General features: G+C 72.3%; 21 protein-coding genes. 6 read left to right on the forward strand and 15 right to left on the reverse strand.

Features of this window, described 5'->3' with window-relative positions:
- Positions 1 to 59 precede the first annotated feature (59 nt).
- The 3 genes from ABD385_RS10225 to pdhA (ABD385_RS10235) are packed head-to-tail and all read right to left on the reverse strand — an operon-like array spanning position 60 to position 3757.
- On the reverse strand, positions 60 to 1532 hold the full coding sequence (locus tag ABD385_RS10225) for a dihydrolipoamide acetyltransferase family protein (protein WP_344574779.1): 1473 nt from the start codon (positions 1530 to 1532) through the stop codon (positions 60 to 62).
- Between the two features lie 21 nt (positions 1533 to 1553).
- Positions 1554 to 2537 (reverse strand): alpha-ketoacid dehydrogenase subunit beta, encoded by a 984-nt coding sequence (locus ABD385_RS10230; RefSeq protein ID WP_344574780.1) that lies wholly within the window; start codon positions 2535 to 2537, stop codon positions 1554 to 1556.
- A gap of 2 nt (positions 2538 to 2539) precedes the next feature.
- Complete coding sequence (gene pdhA / locus ABD385_RS10235; protein ID WP_344574781.1) at positions 2540 to 3757, reverse strand: pyruvate dehydrogenase (acetyl-transferring) E1 component subunit alpha; 1218 nt, start codon at positions 3755 to 3757, stop codon at positions 2540 to 2542.
- A 325-nt stretch (positions 3758 to 4082) separates the two neighbouring features.
- On the opposite strand from pdhA (ABD385_RS10235), the gene ABD385_RS10240 reads away from it, so the two are divergent.
- The 3 genes from ABD385_RS10240 (at position 4083) to ABD385_RS10250 (ending at position 6382) form a co-directional block, all read left to right on the forward strand.
- Positions 4083 to 4742 carry a response regulator gene (locus ABD385_RS10240; protein ID WP_344574782.1) on the forward strand — a complete coding sequence of 220 codons (660 nt, stop codon included), beginning with the start codon at positions 4083 to 4085 and terminating at the stop codon, positions 4740 to 4742.
- Positions 4743 to 4869: 127 nt separating this feature from the next.
- A complete protein-coding gene (locus ABD385_RS10245; RefSeq protein ID WP_344574783.1) occupies positions 4870 to 5286 on the forward strand; it encodes a pyridoxamine 5'-phosphate oxidase family protein in 417 nt (138 codons plus the stop codon).
- A 52-nt stretch (positions 5287 to 5338) separates the two neighbouring features.
- Positions 5339 to 6382 (forward strand): phosphotransferase, encoded by a 1044-nt coding sequence (locus ABD385_RS10250; protein ID WP_344574784.1) that lies wholly within the window; start codon positions 5339 to 5341, stop codon positions 6380 to 6382.
- Positions 6383 to 6415: 33 nt separating this feature from the next.
- Here ABD385_RS10250 and ABD385_RS10255 read toward each other — a convergent pair whose 3' ends face one another.
- Positions 6416 to 8083 carry a protein kinase domain-containing protein gene (locus tag ABD385_RS10255; protein ID WP_344574785.1) on the reverse strand — a complete coding sequence of 556 codons (1668 nt, stop codon included), beginning with the start codon at positions 8081 to 8083 and terminating at the stop codon, positions 6416 to 6418.
- A 313-nt stretch (positions 8084 to 8396) separates the two neighbouring features.
- Here ABD385_RS10255 and ABD385_RS10260 point away from each other — a divergent pair, with 313 nt between their 5' ends.
- A complete protein-coding gene (locus ABD385_RS10260; protein WP_344574786.1) occupies positions 8397 to 10043 on the forward strand; it encodes a protein kinase domain-containing protein in 1647 nt (548 codons plus the stop codon).
- An 85-nt stretch (positions 10044 to 10128) separates the two neighbouring features.
- Here ABD385_RS10260 and ABD385_RS10265 read toward each other — a convergent pair whose 3' ends face one another.
- The 9 genes from ABD385_RS10265 to pdhA (ABD385_RS10305) all read right to left on the reverse strand — a co-directional run bounded on the left by ABD385_RS10265 (position 10129) and on the right by pdhA (ABD385_RS10305) (position 20404).
- Positions 10129 to 10689, reverse strand: coding sequence for a bacterial proteasome activator family protein (locus tag ABD385_RS10265; RefSeq protein ID WP_344574787.1), 561 nt, complete (start codon positions 10687 to 10689; stop codon positions 10129 to 10131).
- 311 nt (positions 10690 to 11000) lie between these two features.
- Positions 11001 to 11798: a hypothetical protein gene (locus tag ABD385_RS10270; RefSeq protein ID WP_344574788.1), complete on the reverse strand. Its 798-nt coding sequence runs from the start codon at positions 11796 to 11798 to the stop codon at positions 11001 to 11003.
- 177 nt (positions 11799 to 11975) lie between these two features.
- A complete protein-coding gene (locus tag ABD385_RS10275) occupies positions 11976 to 12953 on the reverse strand; it encodes an NAD(P)H-quinone oxidoreductase (RefSeq protein WP_344574790.1) in 978 nt (325 codons plus the stop codon).
- A 108-nt stretch (positions 12954 to 13061) separates the two neighbouring features.
- Complete coding sequence (locus ABD385_RS10280) at positions 13062 to 14201, reverse strand: potassium channel family protein (protein WP_344574791.1); 1140 nt, start codon at positions 14199 to 14201, stop codon at positions 13062 to 13064.
- Positions 14198 to 15769, reverse strand: coding sequence for a molybdopterin molybdotransferase MoeA (locus tag ABD385_RS10285; RefSeq protein WP_344574792.1), 1572 nt, complete (start codon positions 15767 to 15769; stop codon positions 14198 to 14200). The genes ABD385_RS10280 and ABD385_RS10285 overlap by 4 nt, the downstream gene beginning before the upstream one ends.
- A complete protein-coding gene (locus ABD385_RS10290; protein WP_344574793.1) occupies positions 15766 to 16680 on the reverse strand; it encodes an NTP transferase domain-containing protein in 915 nt (304 codons plus the stop codon). Before ABD385_RS10290 ends, ABD385_RS10285 begins: the two co-directional genes overlap by 4 nt.
- Positions 16681 to 16734: 54 nt before the next feature.
- Positions 16735 to 18174: a dihydrolipoamide acetyltransferase family protein gene (locus ABD385_RS10295; protein WP_344574794.1), complete on the reverse strand. Its 1440-nt coding sequence runs from the start codon at positions 18172 to 18174 to the stop codon at positions 16735 to 16737.
- Positions 18174 to 19208: an alpha-ketoacid dehydrogenase subunit beta gene (locus tag ABD385_RS10300; RefSeq protein ID WP_344574795.1), complete on the reverse strand. Its 1035-nt coding sequence runs from the start codon at positions 19206 to 19208 to the stop codon at positions 18174 to 18176. Before ABD385_RS10300 ends, ABD385_RS10295 begins: the two co-directional genes overlap by 1 nt.
- Positions 19205 to 20404 (reverse strand): pyruvate dehydrogenase (acetyl-transferring) E1 component subunit alpha, encoded by a 1200-nt coding sequence (gene pdhA, locus ABD385_RS10305; protein ID WP_344574797.1) that lies wholly within the window; start codon positions 20402 to 20404, stop codon positions 19205 to 19207. Before pdhA (ABD385_RS10305) ends, ABD385_RS10300 begins: the two co-directional genes overlap by 4 nt.
- A 247-nt stretch (positions 20405 to 20651) precedes the next feature.
- On the opposite strand from pdhA (ABD385_RS10305), the gene ABD385_RS10310 reads away from it, so the two are divergent.
- Positions 20652 to 21170 carry an Lrp/AsnC family transcriptional regulator gene (locus ABD385_RS10310; RefSeq protein WP_344574798.1) on the forward strand — a complete coding sequence of 173 codons (519 nt, stop codon included), beginning with the start codon at positions 20652 to 20654 and terminating at the stop codon, positions 21168 to 21170.
- 109 nt (positions 21171 to 21279) lie between these two features.
- Here the strand turns inward: ABD385_RS10310 and ABD385_RS10315 are convergent, their stop codons facing one another.
- Positions 21280 to 21870 carry a TetR/AcrR family transcriptional regulator gene (locus ABD385_RS10315; protein WP_344574799.1) on the reverse strand — a complete coding sequence of 197 codons (591 nt, stop codon included), beginning with the start codon at positions 21868 to 21870 and terminating at the stop codon, positions 21280 to 21282.
- A 2-nt stretch (positions 21871 to 21872) separates the two neighbouring features.
- Positions 21873 to 23399: a 3-hydroxyacyl-CoA dehydrogenase gene (locus tag ABD385_RS10320; protein WP_344574800.1), complete on the reverse strand. Its 1527-nt coding sequence runs from the start codon at positions 23397 to 23399 to the stop codon at positions 21873 to 21875.
- Positions 23400 to 23544: 145 nt separating this feature from the next.
- On the opposite strand from ABD385_RS10320, the gene paaN reads away from it, so the two are divergent.
- Positions 23545 to 25227, forward strand: coding sequence for a phenylacetic acid degradation protein PaaN (gene paaN, locus ABD385_RS10325; RefSeq protein WP_344574801.1), 1683 nt, complete (start codon positions 23545 to 23547; stop codon positions 25225 to 25227).
- Positions 25228 to 25354: the final 127 nt, after the last annotated feature.

The following is a 25354-nucleotide window of genomic DNA, read 5'->3' on the forward strand; positions in this document are numbered from 1 at the left end:
GTGAAACACCGCCCCGCCGTCGTCCCGAGCGCCCGCCCGGGACGATCAGCCCGGTCGGCTCAGCCCCAGGTGATCAGCCGCTTGGGCCGCTCCAGGATCGCCGCGATGTCCGCGAGCAGCTGGGAACCCAACTCGCCGTCGATCAACCGGTGGTCGAAGGAGAGGGCGAGGGTGGTGACGTGGCGCGGCTTGACCTTGCCCTTGTGGACCCACGGCTGGAGCTTGATCGCACCGACCGCGAGGATCGCCGACTCCCCCGGGTTGAGGATCGGGGTGCCGGTGTCGACGCCGAAGACGCCGACGTTGGTGATGGTGACCGTACCGCCGGACATCGCCGCCGGGGAGGTCTTGCCCTCGCGGGCGGTGGCCACCAGCTCGCCCAGCTCCGTGGCGAGCTGGGGGAGCGTCTTGGCACCCGCGTCCTTGATGTTCGGGACGAGCAGGCCGCGCGGAGTGGCCGCGGCGATCCCGAGGTTGATGTAGTCCTTGTAGACGATCTCCTGCGCCGCCTCGTCCCAGGCGGCGTTGGCCTCCGGGTGCCGCTTGAGGGCGACCAGGAACGCCTTGGCCACCAGCAGCAGCGGATTGACCCGCAGCCCGGCCAGGTCCGGGTCCTGCTTCAGCTCCTGGACGAGCTTCATCGTGCGGGTCACGTCGACGGTGATGAACTCCGTGACGTGCGGCGCGGTGAAGGCACTGGCGACCATCGCCTGGGCGGTGGCCTTGCGCACGCCCTTGACCGGCACCCGACGCTCCCGTGCGGCGTCGAAGGCGGCAACCGGGGCCACCGCCGTCGGGACGGCCACCTCGGGGGCGGCCGGCGCCGTCGGTGACGCCTCGGCCGGTGTGGCGGCCGCGTAGACGTCGTCGCGGGTGACGACGCCGCCCGGCCCGGTCGGGACGATCGTCGCCAGGTCGATGCCGAGGTCCTTGGCGAGCTTGCGGACTGGCGGCTTGGCCAGCGGTCGCTCGGCGACCGGAACGGCGGCGGCGGGCACCGCCGGCGCGGCGGGCACGACCACCGCAGTGGCGGCCGGCGCCGGCGTGCTCCGCCCGTTGAGCTCCGCCTGGAGCCCGGCGGTGACCGGCTCCGGCTGGGCCGGCACTCCCGGCTGCTGCTTGCGCGCCCGGCGCTTGGTCGAGGACGGCGCGGCGCCGTAGCCGACCAGCACCGCCTGCCGGCCCTGCGGTTCGGCGTCGTCCTCCTCGGCGGGCGCCGCAGCCTCACCGGGGGTCTCCCCGACGGGACCGGCACCCGGATCGGTGTCGACCGCGATGATCACGGTGCCGACGTCGACGGTGATGCCCTCGTCGAAGTGGAGTGCGTGCACCACCCCGTCGTAGGGGATGGGCAGTTCCACGGCGGCCTTGGCGGTCTCCACCTCGCACACGACCTGGCCGTCGGCAACGGTGTCACCGGGCTTGACGTACCACTTGAGGATCTCGGCCTCGGTCAGGCCCTCGCCCACGTCGGGCATCTTGAACTCGCGGATGCGCTGCGTGTGCGCGGCGCCGGCGGTCCCTGCAGTCATGGTCACGACTCTCCTCAGCCCTCAGTACGCCAACGCACGGTCAACGGCGTCGAGCACCCGGTCCAGCCCCGGAAGGTACTCGTCCTCCAGCCTGGACGGCGGATAGGGGGCGTGGAAACCGCCGACCCGCAGCACCGGTGCCTCCAGGTGGTAGAAGCACCGCTCGGTGATCCTGGCGGCGATCTCCGCACCCGAGCCGAAGAAGACGGGCGCCTCATGGACCACGACCAGCCGGCCGGTCTTCTCGACCGAGGACTGGACGGTGTCGAAGTCGATCGGAGAGATCGAGCGCAGGTCGACCACCTCGACCGACTTGCCCTCCTCCGCCGCGACCTTGGCGACGTCCTCGCAGACCTTCACCATCGGGCCGTAGGCGGCCAGCGTGAGGTCGGAGCCGGCCCGGGTCACCCGGGCCTTGTGCAGCGGGTCCGGGATCGACTCGGTGTCCAGGCGCGACTTGTCGTGGTAGCGGCGCTTGGGTTCGAAGTAGATGACCGGGTCGTCCCCGGCGATGGCCTGCTGGAGCATCCAGTAGGCATCGGAGGAGTTCGACGGAGAGACGATCTTGAGTCCGGCGACGTGCGCGAACAGCGCCTCGGGCGACTCGGAGTGGTGCTCGACGGCGCCGATGCCGCCCGCGTACGGGATGCGGATGACGACCGGCACCTTGACCTTGCCCAGCGCCCGCGCGTGCATCTTCGCGAGCTGGGTGACGATCTGGTCGTAGGCGGGGAAGACGAAGCCGTCGAACTGGATCTCCACGACCGGTCGGTAGCCGCGCAGGGCCAGACCGATCGCGGCGCCGACGATGCCGGACTCGGCGAGCGGGGTGTCGATCACCCGGTCCTCGCCGAAGTCCTTCTGGAGCCCGTCGGTGACCCGGAAGACACCGCCGAGCTTGCCGACGTCCTCGCCCATGACGAGGACCTTGGGGTCGGCCTCCATGGAGGCCCGCAGTGACGCGTTGATCGCCTTCGCGATGGTGATCTTCTCGTGAACGGCCATGGTCAGTTCCCCTCCGCGGCGGCGTCGGCGTCGGCGAACGACGCCTGGTAGGCGGCGAACTGAGCGCGCTCCTCATCGACGAGCGCGTGCCCGTCGGCATAGACGTTCTCGAAGATCGCCAGGTGATCCGGGTCGGGCATGGCCCGTACGACGTCGCGGACCCGCTTGCCCAGGACGTCGCTCTCCTCGTCGACCGCGGCGAGGTAGGCGTCGTCGACGAAGCCCTCGGCCTCCAGGTACTTGCGCAGCCGCAGGATCGGGTCCTTGGCCTCCCAGGCCAGCGTCTCCTCGTCCGGGCGGTACCGCGTCGGGTCGTCGGAGGTGGTGTGGGCGCCCATCCGGTAGGTGAACGCCTCGATCAGCATGGGGCCCTGGCCGGTGCGCGCCCGCTCCAGCGCCGCCTTCGTCACCGCCAGGCAGGCCAGCACGTCGTTGCCGTCCACCCGGACGCCGGGGAATCCGTACCCCTGGGCGCGCTGGTAGAGGGGAACGCGGGTCTGCTTCTCGGTGGGCTCGGAGATCGCCCACTGGTTGTTCTGGCAGAAGAAGACGACCGGGGCGTTGTAGACCGCGGAGAAGGTGAAGGATTCGGCGACGTCGCCCTGGCTGGACGCGCCGTCACCGAAATACGCGATGACCGCGGAATCCGCGCCGTCCTTCTGCACGCCCATCGCGTAACCGGTCGCGTGCAGCGTCTGCGAACCGATGACGATGGTGTAGAGGTGGAAGTTGTTGCTGTTGGGGTCCCAGCCGCCGTGGTTGACGCCGCGGAACATGCCCAGCAGGTTCGTGGGGTCGACGCCGCGGCACCAGGCCACGCCGTGCTCCCGGTAGGTGGGAAAGACGTAGTCGTCGTCGCGCAGTGCGCGGCCCGAGCCGATCTGCGCGGCTTCCTGGCCCAGCAACGAGGCCCACAGGCCCAGTTCGCCCTGGCGCTGGAGGGTGGTCGCCTCGGCGTCGAACCGCCGGGTCAGCACCATGTCGCGGTAGAGACCGCGCAGTTCCTCGGGAGAGAGGTCGATCGCGTAGTCCGGGTGCTCGACCCGCGTCCCTTCCGGGGTCAGCAGTTGTACGAGCTGGTGCTGCTCCGCCTGGTCCGGCCCGGCGCTGTTCCCGGCCTTGGACTGCGTCGCCTTCTTCGCCGGCGTCGTCTTTTTGGCGGTGGTGCGCTTGCTGCCGCCGCGGGCGGTTTTCCGCTCGGCAGTGCCTTCCACGGTCACGTGCTGCTCCTCCGTCTGTCCGGCCCCCGGGGTCCGCCGGTGGCCGTTTGCGGCTCACCCGGTATCCGATACGGCGCACGGGGTGTGTGCGAACGCGGCCGGATCCGGGTGGAACAAAGCGCCCCGGAGTGGCCTGCTCATTGCACGTTACCCATTGTCAAAGCCTAAGCGGAAATGGCGCTGACCTGCGATTTTGCTTGGATTTCCAAGTAAATCGCGAAGGCTGGGAACAACTCCTGGTCACAGCGTTGCAGGCCACCGGGACAACGGCACGTTATATCGGTGACCTGGAGCACGGGAAGAGTTGATGTGTGAGACTGGGAACGTGCGCGAAGACGGAAAAATCACGGTTTTCCTGCTCGATGACCACGAAGTGGTCCGGCGGGGCGTCCACGAAATGTTGTCGGTCGAGGACGACATCGAGGTGGTCGGCGAGGCCGGCACCGCGGCGGATGCGCTGGTCAGGATCCCGGCGACGCGTCCGGACGTGGCCGTGCTCGACGTCCGCCTCCCCGACGGCAGCGGCGTCGAGGTCTGCCGCGAGATTCGCGCCCAAGACGAAGAGATCAAGTGCCTGATGCTCACCTCGTTCGCCGACGACGAGGCCCTTTTCGATGCGATCATGGCCGGTGCGTCCGGTTATGTCCTCAAGGCCATCCGCGGCAGCGAACTCCTCTCCGCGGTCCGCGACGTGGCGGCCGGGAAATCACTGCTCGACCCGGTGGCCACCGCGCGCGTCCTGGAACGGCTCCGCGACGGCAACACCGCGAAGGGCGACGACCGACTGGCGAACCTCACCGAGCAGGAGCGCAAGATCCTCGATTTGATCGGCGAGGGATTGACCAATCGCGTAATCGGCGAACGGCTCCATCTCGCCGAGAAAACGATCAAGAATTACGTTTCCAGCCTGCTTTCCAAGCTCGGTATGGAACGCCGTTCCCAGGCCGCCGCCTATGTCGCCCGCATGCAGGCCGAACGGCGCTGAACAGGAACGACACCAAGGCCACGTCTCCGGAATCAGCGGTTCCGGGACCGGCGGAAGGGACCAACGTCCCGCCTCGCGGGGGCTGCCGCCCCTACCCTCCGCCGCTCCGGCCGGGCAGGGTGACACCATGCCCACCGACGTCTTCCGCGCCATCGAGCTGTTGAGCAGTACCCCCTACGGCCGGGTGTCGGCCAGCCGCAGGGCGCTCCCCTTCACCACCGTCACCCGGCACGTCGTCGTCGACAACCGCGTGCTGCTGCGCCTGCACCGCGGTTACGAGTACCACCGGGCGCTGGACGGCAGCGTCGTCGCCTACGAGGCCGACAACGTCAACAGCGGCGCCCGCGACACCTGGTCCGTGCAGTTCACCGGCACCGCCCGGGTCGTCGAGCCCACCCCGGTCGAGCGGGAACTGTTCGGCCGCACACCGCGGTTGGCCGACGGCGTCCCCTACGACGCGGTCTTCCTGCGGATCGAGCCGGAATTCGTGACGCTGCATCACCTCACGGACGTCCCGGTCTTCGGATACGCACACCCTCTGTGAGGCTTTCCGGGACACCCACTCCACTGGGCGAAGTTGATCTAACATCTGGCGCGTGCTGCGCTCATCTGTAGTCCGGTCGGCGGCCACGCCCGACCGCGACACCCTCGGATCCCTGCTGCGCCACTACGACGGTGCCGGCGCACCGCTGTCCTGCGAACCCGTCGCCGAGGGCCTGCTCAACCACGGCTACTTCCTCGCCACCACCCGCGGCCGCTACTTCCTCAAACACCACCTCGACGGCGACCGGGCCGCACTCACCCGCCAGCACCGCGCCACCCGCAGGCTGGCCGGGTGCGGCCTGCCCGTCGTCCCGCCCGTGACGGGCACGGACGGGCGGACCTTCACCGTCCTGGACGGCCGCCACTACGCCCTGCACCCCTGGCGGACGGGCCGGCACCTGAGCGGCACGGCGCTGACCGTCGGTCAGTCCCGCCGGCTCGGCGGGCTGCTCGGACGGGTCCACACGACGCTGGAGCAGGTGATGGCCGACGAGCCGGCGCCACCGCGGCCGCCGGGCACCGACACCGCCGCCGACCCCGAGCGGACCTTCGAGACGATCGACGAGCTGCTGGCGCTGGCCCGCGGCGCCCGGCCGCGCACCAGCTTCGACGAGCTCGCCGAGCACCGCCTCCTGGAGCGCCGGGCCCTACTGGAGCGGCAGGCGCACCGCCGCCCGGCTCCCGGTGCGGAGCCCCCGGCGGGCTGGGTGCACGGCGACTTCCACCCGCTGAACGTGCTCTACCGCGGGACCGAACCGGGCGCGATCGTCGACTGGGACCGGCTGGGCGTCCACCCGCGCGCGGAGGAGGCGGTACGCGCCGCCGCGATCTTCTTCGTCCGTCCCTGCGGCACCCTGGACCTGTCGAAGGTCGCTGCGTACGCCGCTGCCTACCGCAGCGTGTGCGGGGCCGGAGCCGACGAGCTGGCCGCAGCCGTGCACCGGGTCTGGTGGGAGCGGCTGAACGACTTCTGGATGCTGACCTGGCGCTACCGGCTCGGCGACCTGCGCACCGATCCGCAGTTCCCCGCGGCGGCCGCGCTGGCCGTGTGGTGGACCCGCGAATTCCCCGCCGTGCGACGGGCGTTCACGGGCTGACGCGCGCGGCGCCGGCCCGCCGGTCCGTCCCGGTCAGCCGCCGGTCGCCCCGCCGAGGGGCGTCGTGCCGCCGTTGGTGGTCCCGCCGTTGTTGGTCCCGCCATTGGTGGTGCCGCCGTTGGTGGTCCCGCCGTTGTTGGTGCCACCGTTGGTGGTCCCGCCGTCCGTCGTCCCACCGTTGGTGGTGCCACCATCCGTCGTCCCACCGTTGGTGGTGCCACCGTCGGTGGTGCCGCCGTCGGTCGTCCCGCCGGTGGTGCTGGTCGGCGGCTCCGAGGACGGCGTCGGTGACGACGACGGCTGGGACGACGGCTGGGTGCTCGGCTGGTGGCTCGGGCGGTGGGTGTAGGGGTTCCCGCCGCCGCTGGTGCTGCCCGGGTAGGTGTCCGTGGTGGTCGGCTCGTCCGTCGGCGGCTCGGTGGTCTCGTCCGACTGGGACGGCTTCGGCGACTGGGTGACCGGCGTCTTGGGCTTGTGCTCGTTGCCGTTGGTGTTCTGCACCGCGAAGGCCACGCCCACCGCGATGGCGATCAGTGCCAGCACCGCGATCAGCCAGATCTTGCCGCGGCCGCCCTTGGCCTGGCGGTAGCCGCCCTCGAAACCGCCGTCGTCGTCCCGCATGCCGGGCGTCAGGATCGGCTGGGCCGTGGTCTTCCCGGCTTCGGCGTGCGACATGACGGAGGTCTCGGCCGCTCCGCCGCGGAGGGCCATGGTGTGACCGCCGTCGTGCAGCGCGACGGGGCCGGTGTTCCAGGTGCCGGTGTGGCCGCCCTGCTCGTGCAGCATCTGCAGCGAGTACTGGACCAGACCGCGCATCTCCTCGGCGCTCTGGAACCGGTCGTCGGGGTCCTTGGCCAGCGACCGCATGACCAGACCGTCCAGCTCCGGCGGCACCGCGTCGGCGACCTGGGAGGGCGGCACCGGCATGTCCTGGACGTGCTGGTAGACGACCGAGAGCGGGGTCTCACCGGTGAACGGCGGCCGCTGCGCGAGGAGTTCGTACAGCAGGCAGCCGGTGGCGTAGAGGTCGGAGCGGGTGTCGACGGTCTTGCCGAGCGCCTGCTCCGGGGAGAGGTACTGCGGGGTGCCCATGACCATGCCGGTCTGGGTCATGGTCGACTGCGCACCGTGCAGGGCGCGGGCGATGCCGAAGTCCATCACCTTCACGGCGCCGCTGTTGGTGATGATCACGTTCGCGGGCTTGATGTCGCGGTGCACGATGCCGTGCTGGTGGCTGTAGGCCAGCGCCTCCAGCACCCCGGAGACGATGATCAGTGCCTGGTCCGGCGGCGGCGCCTCGGCGTTGAGCAGCAGGTCGCGGATGGTGTGGCCCTCGACCAGCTCCATCACGATGTACGGCACGGTGTTGCCGCTGACGAAGTCCTCACCGGAGTCGTAGACGGCGACGACCGCGTGGTGGTTCAGACCGGCGACGGACTGCGCCTCGCGCGTGAAGCGGGCCTTGGACACCGGGTCCTCGGCGAGGTCCGAGCGCAGCAGCTTCACGGCGACGGTCCGGCCCAGGCGCACGTCCTCGGCGGCGAACACCTCGGCCATGCCGCCGCGGCCCAGCCGGCGCGTCAGCCGGTAGCGGCCGTCACCGACGAGCCCGCCGTTGCCCCACAGCTCCGGCGCGTCGGAGACGTTGGAGCCGGTGGCGTCAGGATCGGACGGCCCTTGGGGGCGCTGCGTCGGTGCCATCGGTCCTCGCCGTCGAATCGATCCGCATTGCAGCGGTAAGGTCTCGGTCTTCGCTAGAGCACGCTACAGGTTCCGCGGCACCCACCGGTCCGTCGTGGACCGGCCATCAAACCCTCCGCATCCCAAGTGTCGCAAGTTCACCAGGGGTGACCGGAAGCCCGAACCCCTTCATGACCGTGCCCGGATCTTGCACATCTGGTCACGGAACGGGCACACAGCTTGACGTGTCCGTGCCCTGGGGCAGACTTGGCTGCGGAAATCTGGATTTTGATCGCTAGACATACGGGCAGTGCGCCTAGGGGGAAGCGGAACGATGAGCCAGGACGGCGCTCAAGGCCAATTCGAGGGCCGTTCGGTCGGCGGTGGACGTTACCAGCTTCGTGATCTTCTTGGCGCCGGCGGCATGGCTTCCGTGCACCTCGCCTATGACAGCGTGCTGGACCGCGAGGTCGCGATCAAGACCCTGCACACCGAACTCGGCCGCGAGCAGGCGTTCCGCGAGCGCTTCCGGCGCGAGGCGCAGTCCGTGGCGAAGCTCACGCACACCAACATCGTCTCGGTCTTCGACTCCGGCGAGGACGAGCTCGACGGCGGCATGGTGCCGTACATCATCATGGAGTACGTCTCCGGCCAGCCGCTGCGTTCCGTGCTGGACTCCGACATCGCACAGCACGGCGCGATGCCGACCGAAAAGGCGCTGAAAATCACCGCTGACGTGCTCGCCGCCCTGGAGGCGAGCCACGAGATGGGCCTGGTCCACCGGGACATCAAGCCGGGCAACGTCATGATGACCAAGCGCAACGTCGTCAAGGTCATGGACTTCGGCATCGCCCGCGCCATGCAGTCCGGCGTGACCTCGATGACCCAGACCGGCATGGTCGTCGGCACCCCGCAGTACCTCTCGCCCGAGCAGGCCCTGGGCCGTGGCGTGGACGCCCGCTCCGACCTGTACTCGGTCGGCATCATGCTCTTCGAGCTGCTGACCGGACACTTGCCGTTCGACGCGGACTCCCCGCTGGCCATCGCCTACGCCCACGTGCAGGAAGAGCCGCCGGTCCCCTCCAGCATCAACCGCTCGCTGCCGCCGGCGGTGGACGCGCTGGTGGCCCGGGCGCTGAGGAAGAACCCCAACGAACGTTTCCCCACCGCCGAGGCGATGCGGGACGAGTGCCTGCGGATCGCCGGCTCCGGCCAGTCCGGCGCGACGCCCCTGATCATCAGCGAAGGCCCGCGGGCCCGCACCAGCGGCGCCTCGGTCTCCTCCGCGGTCTTCCCCACCGCCGCCGGCAACCCGCACACCCCGGTGCCGCCGAGCGTCCAGCAGCCGTACCAGCCGACGCAGGCCGCCTTCGGCCCCTCGACGCCGCCGCCGGTGAACAACGCCTACCCGACGCCGGCCCCGGCCCCGACGCCCCCGCCGTTCGCCGGCGGGTTCCAGGCCCCTCCGCCGCCGCCGTTCCCCGGTCCGCCCGCGCCGGTGACCGGATCCATGCCGCCGGCACGCCCCCGCAAGAACAACACCGGGGTGATCATCGTCGCCGCGGTGGTGGGCGTGGTCGTCGTCACCGCGATCGCCGTCGGCATCGGTTTGAGCGCCGGGGCCGGCGCCAGCAGCAGTGGCGGGAGCGACAGCCCGACGTACGCCTACTCCCCGTCGCCCACCACCAGCGTCCGTCCCGAAGACAAGACGGCGACGATCCAGGCCAGCCAGTGCACCAATCCGACGCCGAGCTACAGCCAGAAGGGCAAGGTCCTCTTCCCCTCGTTCAAGTTCAAGAACCTGGATTCGGTCGAGGCGTGCATCAAGGCCGCCGGCTGGAAGTACAAGATCGTCAAGGAACAGAACGACGCGATCTGGGGCAAGAACACCGTCACGGACCAGACTCCGGCGGGCATCAGCTGGTGGGACCCCCGCAGCAACGACACCATCGAGCTGACCATCTCGACGGGTCACAACTGAGCACGACGGCACCTGACGGCCGGAGGGGCCGGCACGCGCACTGCGTGCCGGCCCCTCCGGCCGTTGTGGGTGTCGGACGACGCGATCAGAGGTAGGGGCCCGAGCGGGCACCGTCATGACCGGGCTGCTCCGGGTGGCCTTCGGCGGTGAGACCGGGCGGCAGGGCACGGCGCATCTGCTCCAGCTGGGCGCGGGCCGCCATCTGCTGGGCGAAGAGCGCGGTCTGGATGCCGTGGAAGAGGCCCTCCAGCCAACCGACCAGCTGGGCCTGGGCGATCCGGAGCTCGGCCTCGGTCGGCACCGAGTCGTGGGTGAAGGGCAGCGACAGCCGCTCCAGCTCTTCGACCAGCTCGGGGGCGAGGCCGTCTTCCAGCTCCTTGACCGAGCTGGCGTGGATCTCCTTGAGGCGCACCCGGCTCGCCTCGTCGAGCGGAGCCGCCTTCACCTCTTCCAGCAGCTGCTTGATCATGCTGCCGATGCGCATGACCTTCGCAGGCTGCTCGACCATGTCCGTCACCGGAGTCTCACGGGGCTCCCCGCCCTCGTCCCCGTCACCGGAGCCGGCGCTGCCGAGCGCCATGCCGTCCGGGCCGACGACCAAGACGTGCTGGTTCTCCTGCGACCGTTCGTTCATCGGCATATCCATGCCGCCATTCTCTCGTACGACAGGTCCAGAACGTTGGTGCCCCTGGCAGAAGGTGATCCACCCTTGCCGACCCGACGAATTGCCCGTCGGGCAAGCCCGTTATGCACCCTGTTCCCTGGCCGTACGTTTCACGTGAAACCACGGATTCTCGGCTGTTTCACGTGAAACGCTGGCCTTCCTTCGTTTCACGGTGCGCCGCTCCCCGGGAAACGCCGCGGTTCGGTGGTGTTTCACGTGAAACCACGGAGCGTGAAACCGCGGAGAGCGACCACCCACCCTGAACGGCGAACCGTTTCACGTGAAACACGATCTCAGCGGCGGCGCAGCCGGAGTCCGAGGAAAGCCAGTCCCAGGCCGGTGAGGGCCATCCCGGCGCCCATCGGCAGGACCCGTTCGACCCGGGTGCCCGGGGCATCGAGGGGGTAGGGGCTTGCGACCGAGTCCGGGCCGGCCATGGTCGTGTCCCCGTCCTCTTCGGGAGCGGGTGTCGGCGCCTGCCGATCAGGGGTCGGGGAGGGCGGGACCGCCAGGTCATGCGGGCGGGAGGGGCGCGGCCGGGGCGCGGGGCTCGTGTGCGGGCTGGTGTCCGACGGAGCCGAGGGGGTGCGTTCGTGCGGCTTCGGCCGAGAGGTCGGCGGCGGTGTGGGGTCGGGGGCCGGAGCGCGCGGCGGGGCGGACGGCAGCGGCGGCTCGGAGACGTCCGCATCGGCGTCCGCGGAGTCGTCCGGAGCACCCTCGTCGAGCCCCGGCACAGGGTCCGAGGACCAGGGGAAGCCGAGGCCGAACGGGTGAGGGTGGTGGTGCCGCGGTGCGTGGCGGAACGGACCACCGGGGTGGCGCGGGAAGCCCGGCAACGTGCCGGAAAGGCCCAGGAAGGCGTCCGGGAAGTCACGGAAGTCGTAGGCGCCGGGGAAGTCCGGCAACCCGCCGGGACGGCCGGGGTACTGCTCCGTCGAGAACTCCCCGGTCAGTGCGGGGACCGCCGCGAAGTCGTCCAACGTCTCGTCGGGACGCGCGGCCGGCGTGGCCTGCCGGTCCGCCGCCAGCGCGGGGCCGGCGGTCAGGGAGACGGGCAGGACCGCGGCGAGCACCAAGAGACTGGAGGCCATGCGCGTACGGAACCCTGGAGCGACCACGGTGCCCCTCCCGTGCCGAGCCGTCGAGTGACGTGCCCAGCGTCACACGGCGGGTGGGCCGCGGCATCTCGGGCAGATCGGCCGGGTGACCTGCCGGCACGGGGAGGGGCGAGGGGCGTTCGGGGCCCCGGGGGCGGGGTCGCGGCCGGCTCAGACCGTCAGGACGACCTTGCCGACGTGACCGCTGGCGTCCAGGATGCGATGCGCCTCGGCGGCCTCCGTCATCGGCAGGGCCCGGTCCACGATCGGGCGGACCTGGCCGTTGCCGATCAGCGGCCAGACGTGCTCCCGGACGGCGGCGACGATGGCGGACTTCTCACTGACCGGGCGGGCCCGCAGACCGGTGCCGGTGATCGCGGCGCGCTTGGCGATCAGCGCGGCGAGGTTGAGCTCGGCCTTCACTCCGCCCTGCAGCCCGATGATCGCCAGCCGGCCGGCGACCGCCAGCGCCTTGACGTTCTTCTGGAGGTACTTGGCGCCGATGATGTCGAGGATGACGTCCGCGCCCTTGCCCTCGGTGGCCTTGCGGATCTCCTGGACGAAGTCCTGCTCGCGGTAGTCGATGAGGACGTCGGCGCCCAACTCGGCGCAGCGGGCCAGCTTCTCCGGTCCGCCCGCGGTGACCGCAACCCGCGCGCCGACCGCCTTGGCGAGCTGGATGGCCATGGTGCCGATGCCGCTGGCACCGCCGTGGACCAGCAGGGTCTCGCCGGGCCGCAGGTGCGCGATCATGAAGACGTTCGACCAGACGGTGCAGGCGACTTCGGGAAGCGCGGCGGCCGTCACGAGGTCGACGCCGGGCGGCAGCGGCAGCACCTGACCGGCCGGCACGGCGACCTTCTCGGCGTACCCGCCGCCCGCCAACAGCGCACACACCTCGTCGCCGACCGCCCAGCCGTGCACGCCGGGTCCGACCGCCGCGATCCGTCCCGAGCACTCCAGGCCCGGGTACGGGGAGGCCCCGGGCGGCGGATCGTAGAAGCCCTGGCGCTGGAGCAGGTCGGCGCGGTTCACGGCGCTGGCCGCGACCTCGATCAGGACCTCGCCCTCGGCAGGCTGCGGATCGGGCACTTCGGCCCAGACGAGGGCTTCGGGGCCACCGGGCTCGGGGATGGTGATCGCTCGCATGGGCGCGAGGCTACTCGCCGACCGGCCACGGGGCGAAAGGGGCGGGCACGGCCCCGCCACAGGTCACCGCGCCGCCCACCGGTCGACGGCGCCCCGTCCCACGGTCCGTCAGTCGTCCGCCGGGCGCATCGGGGAGACCGCGGTACCGGGCAACGTCGGCTTGCCGGACGGCTTCCCGGGGACGACGGACTCCTCCGCCGGGGCGGCACGGACGATCGTGATCAGACGGTCCGCGGTCTGCAGGGGGCTCGCCTGCGGGTCGTCGTAGCCCAGCAGCCGGTGTCCGCGCAGCACGGAGACGACCAGGTCGTTCGTCTCCCGGACGGACTTGCCGACCTCGGCCTTGACCACCGGCCGCTCCACCAGGTCCAGGCCGCTGCCCTGCTGGATCAGGTCCTCCATGACCGCACCCGCGCTGGGGCTGTGCACCGACAGGCCCAGGAGCCGGCCGGCCGCACTGGCCGAGGTGATCACCGCGTCCGCGCCCGACTGCCGCAGCAGCGGCGCGTTCTCCTCCTCGCGCACCGCGGCGACGATGTTGGCGCGCTTGTTGAGCTGACGGGCGGTCAAGGAGACCAGCACCGCGGTGTCGTCGCGCTGGGTGGCGATGACGATCTGGTGCGCGCGCTGGATCTCGGCCCGCAGCAGGACGTCGCTGCGCGTCGCATCGCCGACCACGCCCGCGTACCCCTCGGCCACCGCCGATTCGACCACCTTGGTGCTGGGGTCGACGATGACGATCCGGTCCCGGGGCAGGCCCGTGGCCCGCAGGGTCTGGACGGCGGACCGGCCCTTCGTTCCGAAGCCGACGATGACGGTGTGGTCGCGCAAGGCGTTTCTCCAGCGTTTCAGTTGCCACTGCTCACGGGTGCGTTCGGTCAGCACCTCCAGCGTGGTGCCGACCAGGATGATCAGGAACAGCACGCGCAGGGGGGTGACCAGGAGGATGTTCAACAGCCGTGCGCTGGCGCTGTAGGGGACGATGTCGCCGTAACCCGTGGTGGAGAGCGTGACGGTGGCGTAGTAGGCGCAGTCGAGCAGGTCGAGCTGGCCACCGGCGTTGTCGTGGTAGCCCTCGCGGTCGATCCACACGATGAAGACCGTCGCGACGAGCACCAGCAGGGCCATCAGCAACCGCCGGGCGACCTGCCGTATCGGCGCCTTCGGCGTGCGGCGGGGCAGTATCACCCGGCGCGAACGGTCCTCCGGGGTCTCGCGCGCCGCGGCGTCGTGGGACGGGAGCTTCACGCGGTGCCTCCGGTGGGAGCTGCGGGGTCGTAGCAGGTGTCGGGCGTCGGCCAGCCCGCCGACCAGCCGGTGGGCCAGGGGAGTTCGAGGAGTTCGACCTCGGTGCCGCGCTCCGCGCCGCCGGCCGGGACGACGGCCATCGCGTCCGCGGCGGCGATCCCGCGCAGCATCGCGGGCCCGTGGAAGTGCAGCGGCCCGGCCACCAGCCCGTGCCGGTCGTCGTCGCGGTAGGCCACCGGGACGAGCCGGGTGTCGCGCGGGTGGCCCGGGACCGCGGCGGCCAGCGGCACCCGGTACGGCGCGGCGGGGTGGCGGGCGGCGAGCGTGCGGAGCAGGGGTTCGGCGAGCGTGAGCAGACCGGACACCGCGGCCAGGGGGTTTCCCGGAAGGCCGACGAGGTGCCGGCGCGGTGCGAGGCGGGCCAGCAGCATGGGGTGGCCGGGGCGCACCGCCACGCCGTCCACCAGCAGCTCCGCGCCGAGCCGTTGAAGGGTGGGGTGCACGTGGTCGACGGGGCCCGATGCGGTGCCGCCGGTCGTGATGACCAGGTCGGCGGTGGAGCCGGCGAGGGCCTCGTGCAGCGCTTCGGCGTCATCGCCGAGGTGTCGCGGGGGCGCCGCCTCGGCGCCCAGGGCGCGCAGCCAGGGCGCCAGCATCGGCCCGAGCGCGTCGCGGATCCGCCCGCCCTGGGGGAGCCCGTCGCGCAGCAGCTCGTCGCCGAGGACGAGCACCTCGACGCGGGGGCGGGGGTGGGCGGCGAGCTCGTCGTAGCCGGCCGCCGCGGCCAGGCCGAGGACCGCGGGGGTCACCAGCGTGCCGGCGGGCAGGAGTTGGTCGCCGCACCGGCACTCCTGACCGCGCGGGCGGATGTCCTGGCCGGGCGGCACCGGCCGCGGAGCGTACAGCCGGGCGCGGCCGTCGGGGAGTTCGAGGACCTCGCCGTGCTCGCTGCGCAGCACCGCGGTGGCGCCGGTCGGGATGCGGGCGCCGGTGGCGATGGGCAGCGCATGGCCGTCGGGGAGCACCGCGGTGGTGGCGTGGCCGGCGAGGATGCCGGGGTCCGGGCCGGGCCCGGTGTCGTCGGCGGCGCGGTCGACGCGCCAGGGACCGGGGCCGGCGACCGCCCAGCCGTCCATCGCCGAGGTGTCGAACGACGGCAGGTCGGTGAGGGCCTTGAGGGGGGCGGCGAGCGTGCGGCCGAGCGCGTCGGCGAGCTCTGCGGTGCCCGGCTCCACGGGTCCGGGCACCGCGCGTTCGGCGAGGTCACGGGCGATGCGCCAGGGTGTGGCGGCGTGGCCGGAGGACCGCGTCACGGGGCCGGTGGACACGGCACCGTGGGCGTCGCCGGAGGTGGCGGGGCGGTGCTGCTCGGCGCGGCCGGGCCCGGGGGCGCCGCCGGTCGGGGGCGGTCCCGCGCAGTCGGCGGCGTACTCGGCGGGTGCGCCGCCGGACGCGCCCTGCGGGTCGGCGGTCCCGGACCGCCGGCGGGTGGGCGCGGTGCCGTTGACCAGCGCGAGCGCGTCGGCGAACTCGTCGCCGAACGGGTCGCCGTGTTCCCCGTCGGTCATTGCGCGGGCTTCGTTTCGCCCGCCGGGGCGCCGGGGCCGGCCGTCGGCGCCGCCGCGGCCTGCTCGGTGGCCGCTTCCGCCGCCCAGCGCTCGGCGAGGGCGGCGGCCCGCCGCGCCAACTCCGTCACGTCGCGGCCCTGCTGTCCCGCCGCGTAGCCGATCAGGAAGGTGGTCAGCGGCGCGGCCGGGCGGGCCACGCCGTGTGCCGCGTCCCGCGCGAGGTCGAGGAGAGCCGCCGTGTCGACATCGAGGTCGATGCCCAGTTCGGCCTTGACTGCGGTGATCCATTCGTCCAACACGTGTCCATGCTCCCTGATCCGGGCACGCGCCGTGCCGAGGTCCTCCCAGGTGTCGCAGTCGAAGGACGCCGTGGCCGAGGCGTCCGGGACCCGGGCGAGCGCCAGTGCGGACAGCAGGGGGCGCAGCGGCAGGTCGGTGAGGGTGCCGCGTTCGGCCCGCAGTCGGTCGAGGGCGCGGCGCAGCGGGGCGGAGCGGTAGGCGGCCACCAGCGGCTGATCGCGCCCGTCCGCATCGCGCAACAGCGCCCCGTCCCGGGGGGAGGCGGCGCCGGCGATCGCCGTGTCGAGGAGGGCGCGCACGGTCGCGGCCGTCAGGAACGGCAGGTCGGCGGAGAGGACCAACACCGTGGGGGCGGTGGTGTGGCGCAGTCCGGCGTCGAGTGCGGCGAGCGGGCCACCGCCGGGCGGGTCCTCGCGGGTCTGGAGCACCGGGCGGGCGGTCGGGCGGTCGGGGCCGACGACGACGGTGGCCGCGGCGTCGCGGCAGACGGCCAGGACCCGGTCCAGGAGGGCGCGGCCGCCGACCGCCAGGGCGGGCTTGTCCACCCCGCCGAGCCGTCGGGCCGCCCCTCCCGCCAGCACGATCGCGTCGTAGTCGGTGTGGTCGCTCACCCCTTGAGTATCGCCGGGAGCGAGGCGCTCACACCGTCTGCCGTCGCCCGACCGTCACAACGAGCGCAGCAGCAGCGCGGGCTGCTCCACGCAGTCGGCCACGTAGCGCAGGAATCCGCCGGCGGTGCCGCCGTCGCAGACCCGGTGGTCGAAGGTGAACGAGAGCTGGACCACCTCCCGCACCGCCAACTCGCCCTCGTGGACCCAGGGTTTGGCGGCTATCCGACCGACGCCGAGCATCGCCGCCTCGGGGTGGTTGAGGATCGGGGTGGAGCCGTCGACCCCGAAGACGCCGTAGTTGTTGAGCGTGAAGGTGCCGCGGGACAGCTCCGCCGGGGAGAGCTTCCCGGCCCGCGCGGCATCGGTGAGCCGGGCGATCTCGGCGGACAGCTGCTCGACCGTGCGGCCCTGGGCGTCCCGGACGACCGGCACCACCAGGCCGCGGTCGGTCTGCGCCGCGAAGCCCAGGTGGACGGCGGGCAGCCGGACGATCTCCTGGGCCGTGGTGTCCACGGTGGCGTTCAGCTCGGGGTAGCGGGCGAGCGCGGCGGTGCAGATGCGGGCGAGGAGGGCCAGCAGCGACACCTTGGGGGCGCCGGGGACGTTCATCGCCCGGCGGGTGGCGAGGAGGTCGGTGGCGTCGGCGTCCACCCAGCACGTCGCGTCCGGGATCTCGCGGCGGCTGCGGCTGAACTTCTCGGCCGCGGCGCCGCGCAGGCCCTTGAGCGGGATCCGTTCCGCACCGGGGACGGGCCCGGCCGCGGCGGCGTCGACCTGGCCGGCGGGGCGGACCGCGGCGGACCGCCGTTCGCCCAGGGCCCGCACCGCGGATTCGACGTCCGTCCGCAGGATCAGGCCGTCGCGGCCGCTGCCCCGTACGTCCCGCAGGTCCAGGTCGTGCTCCCGGGCGATGCGGCGCACCAGCGGGGAGATGACGGCCACCGTGCAGATGCCGTCGGCCACCGCGGTGTCGGGGGCGTCCCCGGTGGTGGCGTGCCTGGTGGCCGTGCCGTTCGTGGTGGCGGGGGGCGCGGGCGGGTGCGCGGGGGCCTCCGCGGCGTGCGGGAGGATCCGGCGGCGGCGCGCCGCCGCACCGCTCGTCCCGTAGCCGACCAGGACGTTTCCCGAACCGGCAGGGCCCGTTCCCGCGTCCTCGGCGCCGGGGGCCGGGGCTGCCGGCGCCGCGACCGAGGCCGACCCGTTGGCACTGTTGGGGGCCGGTCCGCGACCGGCCGCGTCCTCCGGCGCCGCGCCGACCGCGACCGTCACCAGGGGTGCCCCCACCGGGACTTCGGTGCCCGCCGCGCCGAAGCGGGCGGTCACCACCCCGCCGTACGGGCACGGCACCTCGACCATCGCCTTGGCGGTCTCGACCTCCACCACCGGCTGGTCGACGGCCACCACCTCGCCGACCTCGACCAGCCACTGCACGATCACCGCCTCGGTGAGGCCCTCCCCCAGGTCGGGCAGGGTGAACTCGCGCACCACGGCCATCACGCACCACGTCCTTCGGTCCAGCGCGACTCCCACTGGAGACGGGCGACGGTGTCCAGGATCCGGTCCACGCTCGGCAGGTGGTGACGCTCCAGCATGGGCGGCGGGTAGGGGACGTCGAAGCCGGCGACGCGCAGCACCGGCGCCTCCAGGTAGTGGAAGCAGCGCTCGGTGATCCGTGCGGCGATCTCGCCGCCGGGACCACCGAACCCGTTGGACTCGTGGACGACGACGGCCCGCCCGGTGCGCCGCACCGATGCGCAGACCGTGTCGTCGTCGAACGGCACCAGGGTGCGCAGGTCGACGACTTCGAGGTCCCAGCCCTCGGCGCGGGCGGCCTCGGCGGCCTCCAGGCAGACGGGCAGGGACGGGCCGTAGGTCAGGAGCGTGGCGCTGCTGCCGCGGCGGCGGACCGCGGCGCGGCCCATGGGGGCGACCGCAGTGGGCGCGTCCGCCGACCAGTCGGCCTTGGACCAGTAGAGCCGCTTGGGTTCGAGGAAGACGACCGGATCGTCGGAGGCGATGGCGGCGCGGAGCAGCCCGTAGGCGTCCTCGACGGTCGCCGGGGTGACGACCTGGAGGCCGGGGGTGGCGAGGTAGTACGCCTCGGAGGAGTCGCTGTGGTGCTCGACGCCGCCGATGCCGCCGCCGTAGGGGATGCGGATGGTCAGCGGCATGGCGACGGCGCCCCGGGTGCGGTTGCGCATCCGGGCGACGTGGCTGACCAGTTGCTCGAAGGCCGGGTAGGCGAACGCGTCGAACTGCATCTCCACGACCGGCCGCAGCCCGTACATCGCCATGCCGACGGCGGTGCCCAGGATGCCGGCCTCGGCGAGCGGGGTGTCGCTGCAGCGGTCCTCGCCGAACTCCTCGGCCAGGCCGTCGGTGATCCGGAAGACGCCGCCGAGGGCGCCGACGTCCTCGCCCATCACGTGGACGGTGGGGTCGTCGGCCATGGCGTCGCGCAGGGCGCGGGTGAGCGCCTGTGCCATGGTGGCCGGTTTGCGCGCGGTCGGCGCGGCGGTGGTCGTCATGGCCTGGCCTCCTGGGCGGGCGCCACGGTGTCCGTGGCGGACTCGGGTGCTTCGACCCCTTCGGCCTCGGCGTCCAGCTCGGCGCGCAACTGGGCGGCCTGGGAACGCAATTGGCTGGTCTGCTGGGTGAAGACGTGGTCGAACAGCTCCATCGGCTCCAGCGCCGCTTCGGCGTGCATCCGCTCCCGGAGGTCGGCGGCGAGACGTTCGGCGCCGTCGCGGGTGGCGGTGGCGAACGCGTCGTCGAGCAGGTCGCGGTCGGTCAGCGCGCGCTCCAGCAGGGCTATCGGGTCGTGGGCCCGCCAGCTCTCGACCTCGGCGTCGGCGCGGTAACGGGTGGCGTCGTCGGCGTTGGTGTGGGCCTCAAGGCGGTAGGTGACGGCCTCGACGAGGGTGGGGCCGTCGCCCTCACGGGCCCGGCGCACCGCGTCAGTGAGGACCTCGTGCAGGGCGGGGGCGTCGTTGCCGTCCACGAGGCGGCCGGGCATGCCGTAGCCGACCGCCTTGTGGGCGAGGGTCGGCGCGGCGGTCTGCTTGGCGAGCGGTACGGAGATCGCGAAGCCGTTGTTCTGCACGAGGAAGACGACCGGGGCCTGCCAGACGGCGGCGAAGTTGAGCGCCTCGTGGAAGTCGCCCTCGCTCGTGCCGCCGTCGCCGACCATGGCCAGGGCGACCACGTCGTCGCCCTTGAGGCGGGCGGCGTGCGCCAGGCCCACGGCGTGCGGGAGCTGGGTGGCGAGCGGGGTGCACAGGGGGGCGATGCGGTGCTCGTACGGGTCGTACCCGGTGTGCCAGTCGCCCCGCAGGAGGGTCAGGGCCTGCACCGGATCGAGGCCGCGGGCGACGGCGGCGAGGGTGTCGCGGTAGCTGGGAAAGAGCCAGTCCTGCTCCTGGAGGGCGAGCGCCGCGGCGACCTGGCAGGCTTCCTGGCCCGTGGACGAGGGGTAGACCGCCAGCCGGCCCTGCCGGGTGAGGGCGGTGGCCTGGGTGTTGTACCGGCGGCCGCGCACCAGCTCGGCGTAGAGCCGCTTCAGCAGTGCGGGGTCGAGCCGGCGGGCGGCGTCGGTGCCCAGGACGCGGTACGGCGCGGCGTCGGGCAGGAGGGGCGCGGGATCGACGCGCGGCCGCCAGGTGGGCGGCGGGCCGGCAAGGTCACTGGTGTGCCTGCTGCTGCCGGGCTGCTCGAGGACCGTCATGTCGGGCACCTCCTCGTCATCGAAGGGGTGGCGCGATGCGCCTCATGGGTGGTGGGCGAGCCGGTGGTACCTCCCAGCGGTCGCTGGGGGTCGGGCAGAACGCGAACGGTCGGGGCCGGTGACCCCTTCCCTACCGATTGTTCGGTCGCTGATGCATTTTGGCTACAGGCGGGTTCAGCCTGTGGACAAACGGTTCTCCACAGCTTGTGATGAAGACAGGGAGTCCACAAAGGGGAGGCGGGAGCACATGCCGGAGGAACAGATGGCCACTCCGGGCGGGCAGCCGTCGGCGACGCCCGCCCCGGCACCTCCGGCCGCGCGCCCCCTCGACCAGATCGACCGCACCATCCTGCGCCTGCTGCGGACCGACGGCCGGGCGTCGATACGCTCCGTCGCCGAGCAGGTGCACGTCTCGCGCGCCAATGCCTACGCGCGGATCAACCGGCTCCTCGACGACGGCGTCATACGCGGCTTCAGCGCCCTCGTGGACCAGGAAAGGGCAGGTCAGGGCGCCTCCGCCTACATCACGTTGAAGATCGTGCAGAACTCCTGGCGGACCGTGCGCAAACAACTCACCACGCTCCCCGGCGCCGCGCACATCGCGCTGGTCAGCGGGGACTTCGACGTGCTGCTACTGGTACACACCAAGGACAACCGCGAACTGCGCGAACTGGTCCTGACCCGGATCCAGTCGATACCGGAGGTGCTGAGCACCCGCACGCTGCTGGTGTTCGAGGAGACGGACCTGGGGGTGGAGGAGGGATAGGGCCGGGGCCCCGCACCGGGGCCCTCGGGCGGGGCGGGGCCGACGAGGTCGCGTGGGGCCTTCCCGGCCCCCGTCCGCCCCGCCGCGAGCCGCCCGCGCGGCCGCCCGCTCAGACCTTGCGCAGCCCCGAGAACGCCGTCCGCACCACGGCCTCCGCGACCTCGTCGCGGCTGGCCGAGCCGCCCCGCCCGGGCCGGTACCACTCCACGATCGAGTTGATCATGCCGAAGAGCAGGCGGGTGGCCAGCCGGATGTCCACGTCGTCCCGTAGGTCGCCGTCGGCGGCGGCCTCCTTGAGGAGGTCGGCTACCCGGTGGTCGAACTCGCGGCGGCGCTCCATGGCCCACCGCTCGGTGTCGGTGTTCCCGCGCACCCGCAACAGCAGTGTCACGTAGGGGAGTTCGTCCATCAGCACCTCGGCCACGCGCCGGGTGACGTGTTCCAGCCGCTCGATCGCCCGCCCCTGCTGGGCGTCGGCTTCCGCCAGGACACCGAAGAGCCCGTCCAGGGCGCGGCTTATCGCGCGGCGCAGCAGTTCTTCCTTGCTGCGCACGTGGTGGTAGATCGACGACTTGGAGATCCCGGCCGCCTTGGAGAGGTGCTCCATGGAGGTGCCGTCGTAGCCGCGCTCGATGAACACCTCGACGGAGACCGCGAGCAGCGAATCGGGCGTGTAGGCGTCGCGCTTGGCCATGGTCATGATTAGAGCACCCATTCCTCGAGGTCCGCACGGCGCCGGAGCGCCCAGGACGGTACGTAGCGTCCCTGGGCATTCTGGCGGTGCAGGGAGTCCAGCAGGCGCCACACCCAGGGGGCACCGAGGCGATCGACCCACTGAATGGGGCCGCCGGGGTAGTTCACCCCGAGCCGCATCGCGGTGTCGATGTCCTGTGGGGTGGCGACGCCGCGGGCCGCGGCGTCCACGGCGAAGTCGATGATCATCGCGACCGTGCGGGCGACGATCATGCCCGGAACGTCGTCGATGACGCTGACCTGCTTGCCGAGCGCCTGGAAGAGCCCGACGGCCTCGGCGAGGTCGCCCTCGGAGGCGGTCGCCGAGGGCGCGAGGGCGACCCGGGTCGCGGCCCGGTAGTCGAGCGAGAGGTCGAAGCTGATGGTGGCGCCGTGGCCCCGCCGCGTGGCCGCAGCGCCGCTGGTCAGGGCCAGCAGGGCGCCTCCGGGCAGCCGGACGGCGCCCGCGGACTCCGGCTCCCGTGCAGCGCGCTCGCCGGTGACCTTGATGCCGGCCTCCTCGATCGCCTCGCGCAGCACCGCGGCGGGCCCGGGCAGCTCGCCGAGCACGGTGACCGAGGAGGGCGCGGGGCAGGGCCCTGCGGTGTGCGGCTCGGGCCGGCGGGCGTCCTCGGCGTAGTCGAACCAGCCGCGCCCCGTTTTGCGGCCGTGCAGGCCGGCCTCCACCAGGCGGCGCTGGGCCAGCGAGGGGGTGAACTTCGGGTCCTGGAAGAACGCGGTCCACACCGAGTGGGTCACCGCCTCGTTCACGTCCTGTCCGATGAGGTCGGTGAGTTCGAACGGGCCCATCCGGAAGCCGCTGCCCTCACGGAGGACGGCGTCGATGGTGGCGGGGTCGGCACCCCGCTCCTCGTGGACGCGCAGGGCCTCGGCGTAGAAGGGGCGGGCGATGCGGTTGACGATGAAACCGGGGGTGTCGGCGCAGCGCACGGGGGTCTTTCCCCAGGCCGCGGCGGTGTCGTAGGCGGTGGCCGCGGCCGTGTCGTCGCTGGCGAAGCCGCTGACGATCTCGACGAGCGGGAGCAGTGGCGCGGGGTTGAAGAAGTGCATGCCCACGCAGCGCCCGGGGTGCCGCAGTCCACCGGCGACCGCGGTCACCGCGAGGGAGGAGGTGTTGGTGGCCAGTAGGCAGTCCGCCGGGACGACGTCCTCAAGGGCGCGGAACAGCTCCTGTTTGGCGGGGAGTTGCTCCAGGATCGCCTCGACGACGAGTGCGGCGTCGGCGAGCTCGGCGAGGGTTTCGGCAGGGGAGAGGCGGGCGCGGGCGGCGTCCCGTTCGACCGCCGGGATCCGGCCTTTCTCCACCAACCGGTCCAACCGTCGCCCGATGGCCTCGGCGGCCTGCGCGGCCCGGCCCGGAGCGCTGTCGTAGAGCCGTACGGGGTGCCCGGCGACCAGTGCCACCTGCGCGATTCCCTGCCCCATGGTGCCGGTGCCCACCACTGCCACGGTGGTGTCGGTGCCGAGTGCCGTCATGGCAGCTGATCCTCCCCGAGCGAGTTTTCCACAGGTTGGCCGAGCACTCTTGCCCCGACCGATCGTTCGGTTACTCTAACTCCGTTGCTGTGTCACTCCCAGTCCCCATCCACTTTCCGCGCAGTCGACGAGGAGTTGGTTATCGATGGCCGCCGAAAGGACCGCAGCGCAGTTGATCGAGAAGCACCGCCCGACCCTCGACAAGGCGCTGGAAGCAATCCGGACCCGTGCGTACTGGTCCCCGCACCCCGAGCACCCCAAGGCATACGGCGAGAGTGCCGCACCGGACGGCCTGGCTGCCTTCGAGGCGCTGCGTGGCACCCGGTTCGCGCTCGACCAGCCCGGCACGGACGACTGGACGGGTGAGGAAGTCTCGCCCTACGGCCCGGAGTTGGGCATCACCTATCCGCACCCGGACGTCTCGGTGCTGCTGCCGACCATGCAGGCCGCGATCCCCGAGTGGCGGGACGCCGGCCCGGAGGCCCGCGCCGCGGTGTGCCTGGAGATCCTCGCCCGGATCAGCGCGCGCACCCACGAGTTCGCCCAGGCCGTGATGCACACCAGCGGTCAGGCGTTCATGATGGCGTTCCAGGCGGGCGGGCCGCACGCGCAGGACCGCGGCCTGGAGGCGGTGGCGTACGCCTACGAGGAGCAGACCCGCACCCCGCAGAAGGCGGCGTGGAGCAAGCCGCAGGGCAAGCGGGACCCGCTGGAGCTGACCAAGACCTTCCGGGCGGTGCCGCGCGGCGTGGCCCTGATGATCGGCTGCAACACCTTCCCGACGTGGAACGGCTACCCCGGCCTGTTCGCCTCGCTGGCGACCGGCAATCCGGTGCTGGTCAAGCCGCACCCGCGCGCCGTGCTGCCGCTGGCGCTGACGGTCCAGGTGGCCCGTGAGGTGCTCGCCGAGGCCGGTCTGCCGGCCAACCTCGTGTGCCTGGCGGTGGACAAGCCCGGCGAGGGGCTGGCCAAGACGCTGGCGGTCCGGCCCGAGGTCCGGATCATCGACTACACCGGCTCCACCGCCTTCGGCGACTGGCTGGAGACGCACGCCCGCCAGGCGCAGGTCTACACCGAGAAGGCCGGCGTCAACACCGTGGTCATCGAGTCCACGGACCACTACAAGGGCATGCTGAGCAACCTCGCCTTCTCGTTGTCGCTCTACAGCGGCCAGATGTGCACCACCCCGCAGAACCTGCTGATCCCGCGGGACGGCATCGACACCGACGCGGGCCCGAAGTCGTACGACGAGGTCGTCAGCGATCTGGCGGGCGCGATCAGCGGTCTGCTGGGCGATGACGCACGGGCCAACGCACTGCTCGGCGCGATCGTCAATCCACAGGTCAAGGCGCGGATCGGGGAGGCTTCGGGGCTCGGCGAGGTGGCGCTGGCCTCCCGTGAGGTGACGAACCCGGAGTTCCCGGGGGCCACGGTCCGCACGCCGGTCATCGTGAAGCTGGACGGCGCCAAGCCGGACTCCGAGGCGGCGTACCTGTCGGAGTGCTTCGGCCCGGTGGCGTTCGCGGTGGCGGTCGGTTCCGCCGCCGACGCGGTGGCGCTGCTGCGCCGCACGATCCGCGAGAAGGGCGCCATGACGGTCGGGGCGTACACCACCTCGGCCGAGGTGGAGCGCCAGGTGGAGGAGGTCTGTCTGGAGGAGTGCGCCCAGCTGTCGCTGAACCTGACCGGCGGGGTGTACGTGAACCAGACCGCGGCGTTCTCCGACTTCCACGGCTCGGGCGGCAACCCGGCGGCGAACGCGGCGCTGTGCGACGGCGCCTTCGTGGCGAACCGGTTCCGGACGGTGGAGGTGCGCCGGGAGGCGTGAGATCGCGGGCGGGCCCGGGGCCGAAGCGGCTGCCCGGGCCCGGGTCCCCGCGTTCCGTGGGAACCCGGGGAGCAGACCGCAGCGCACCCGGCATGAGCCGGTCCGGCCCTCCCCACGCACAGCCACC

It is taken from the genome of Streptomyces lunalinharesii (assembly GCF_039532155.1).
GTDB lineage: Bacteria > Actinomycetota > Actinomycetes > Streptomycetales > Streptomycetaceae > Streptomyces > Streptomyces lunalinharesii.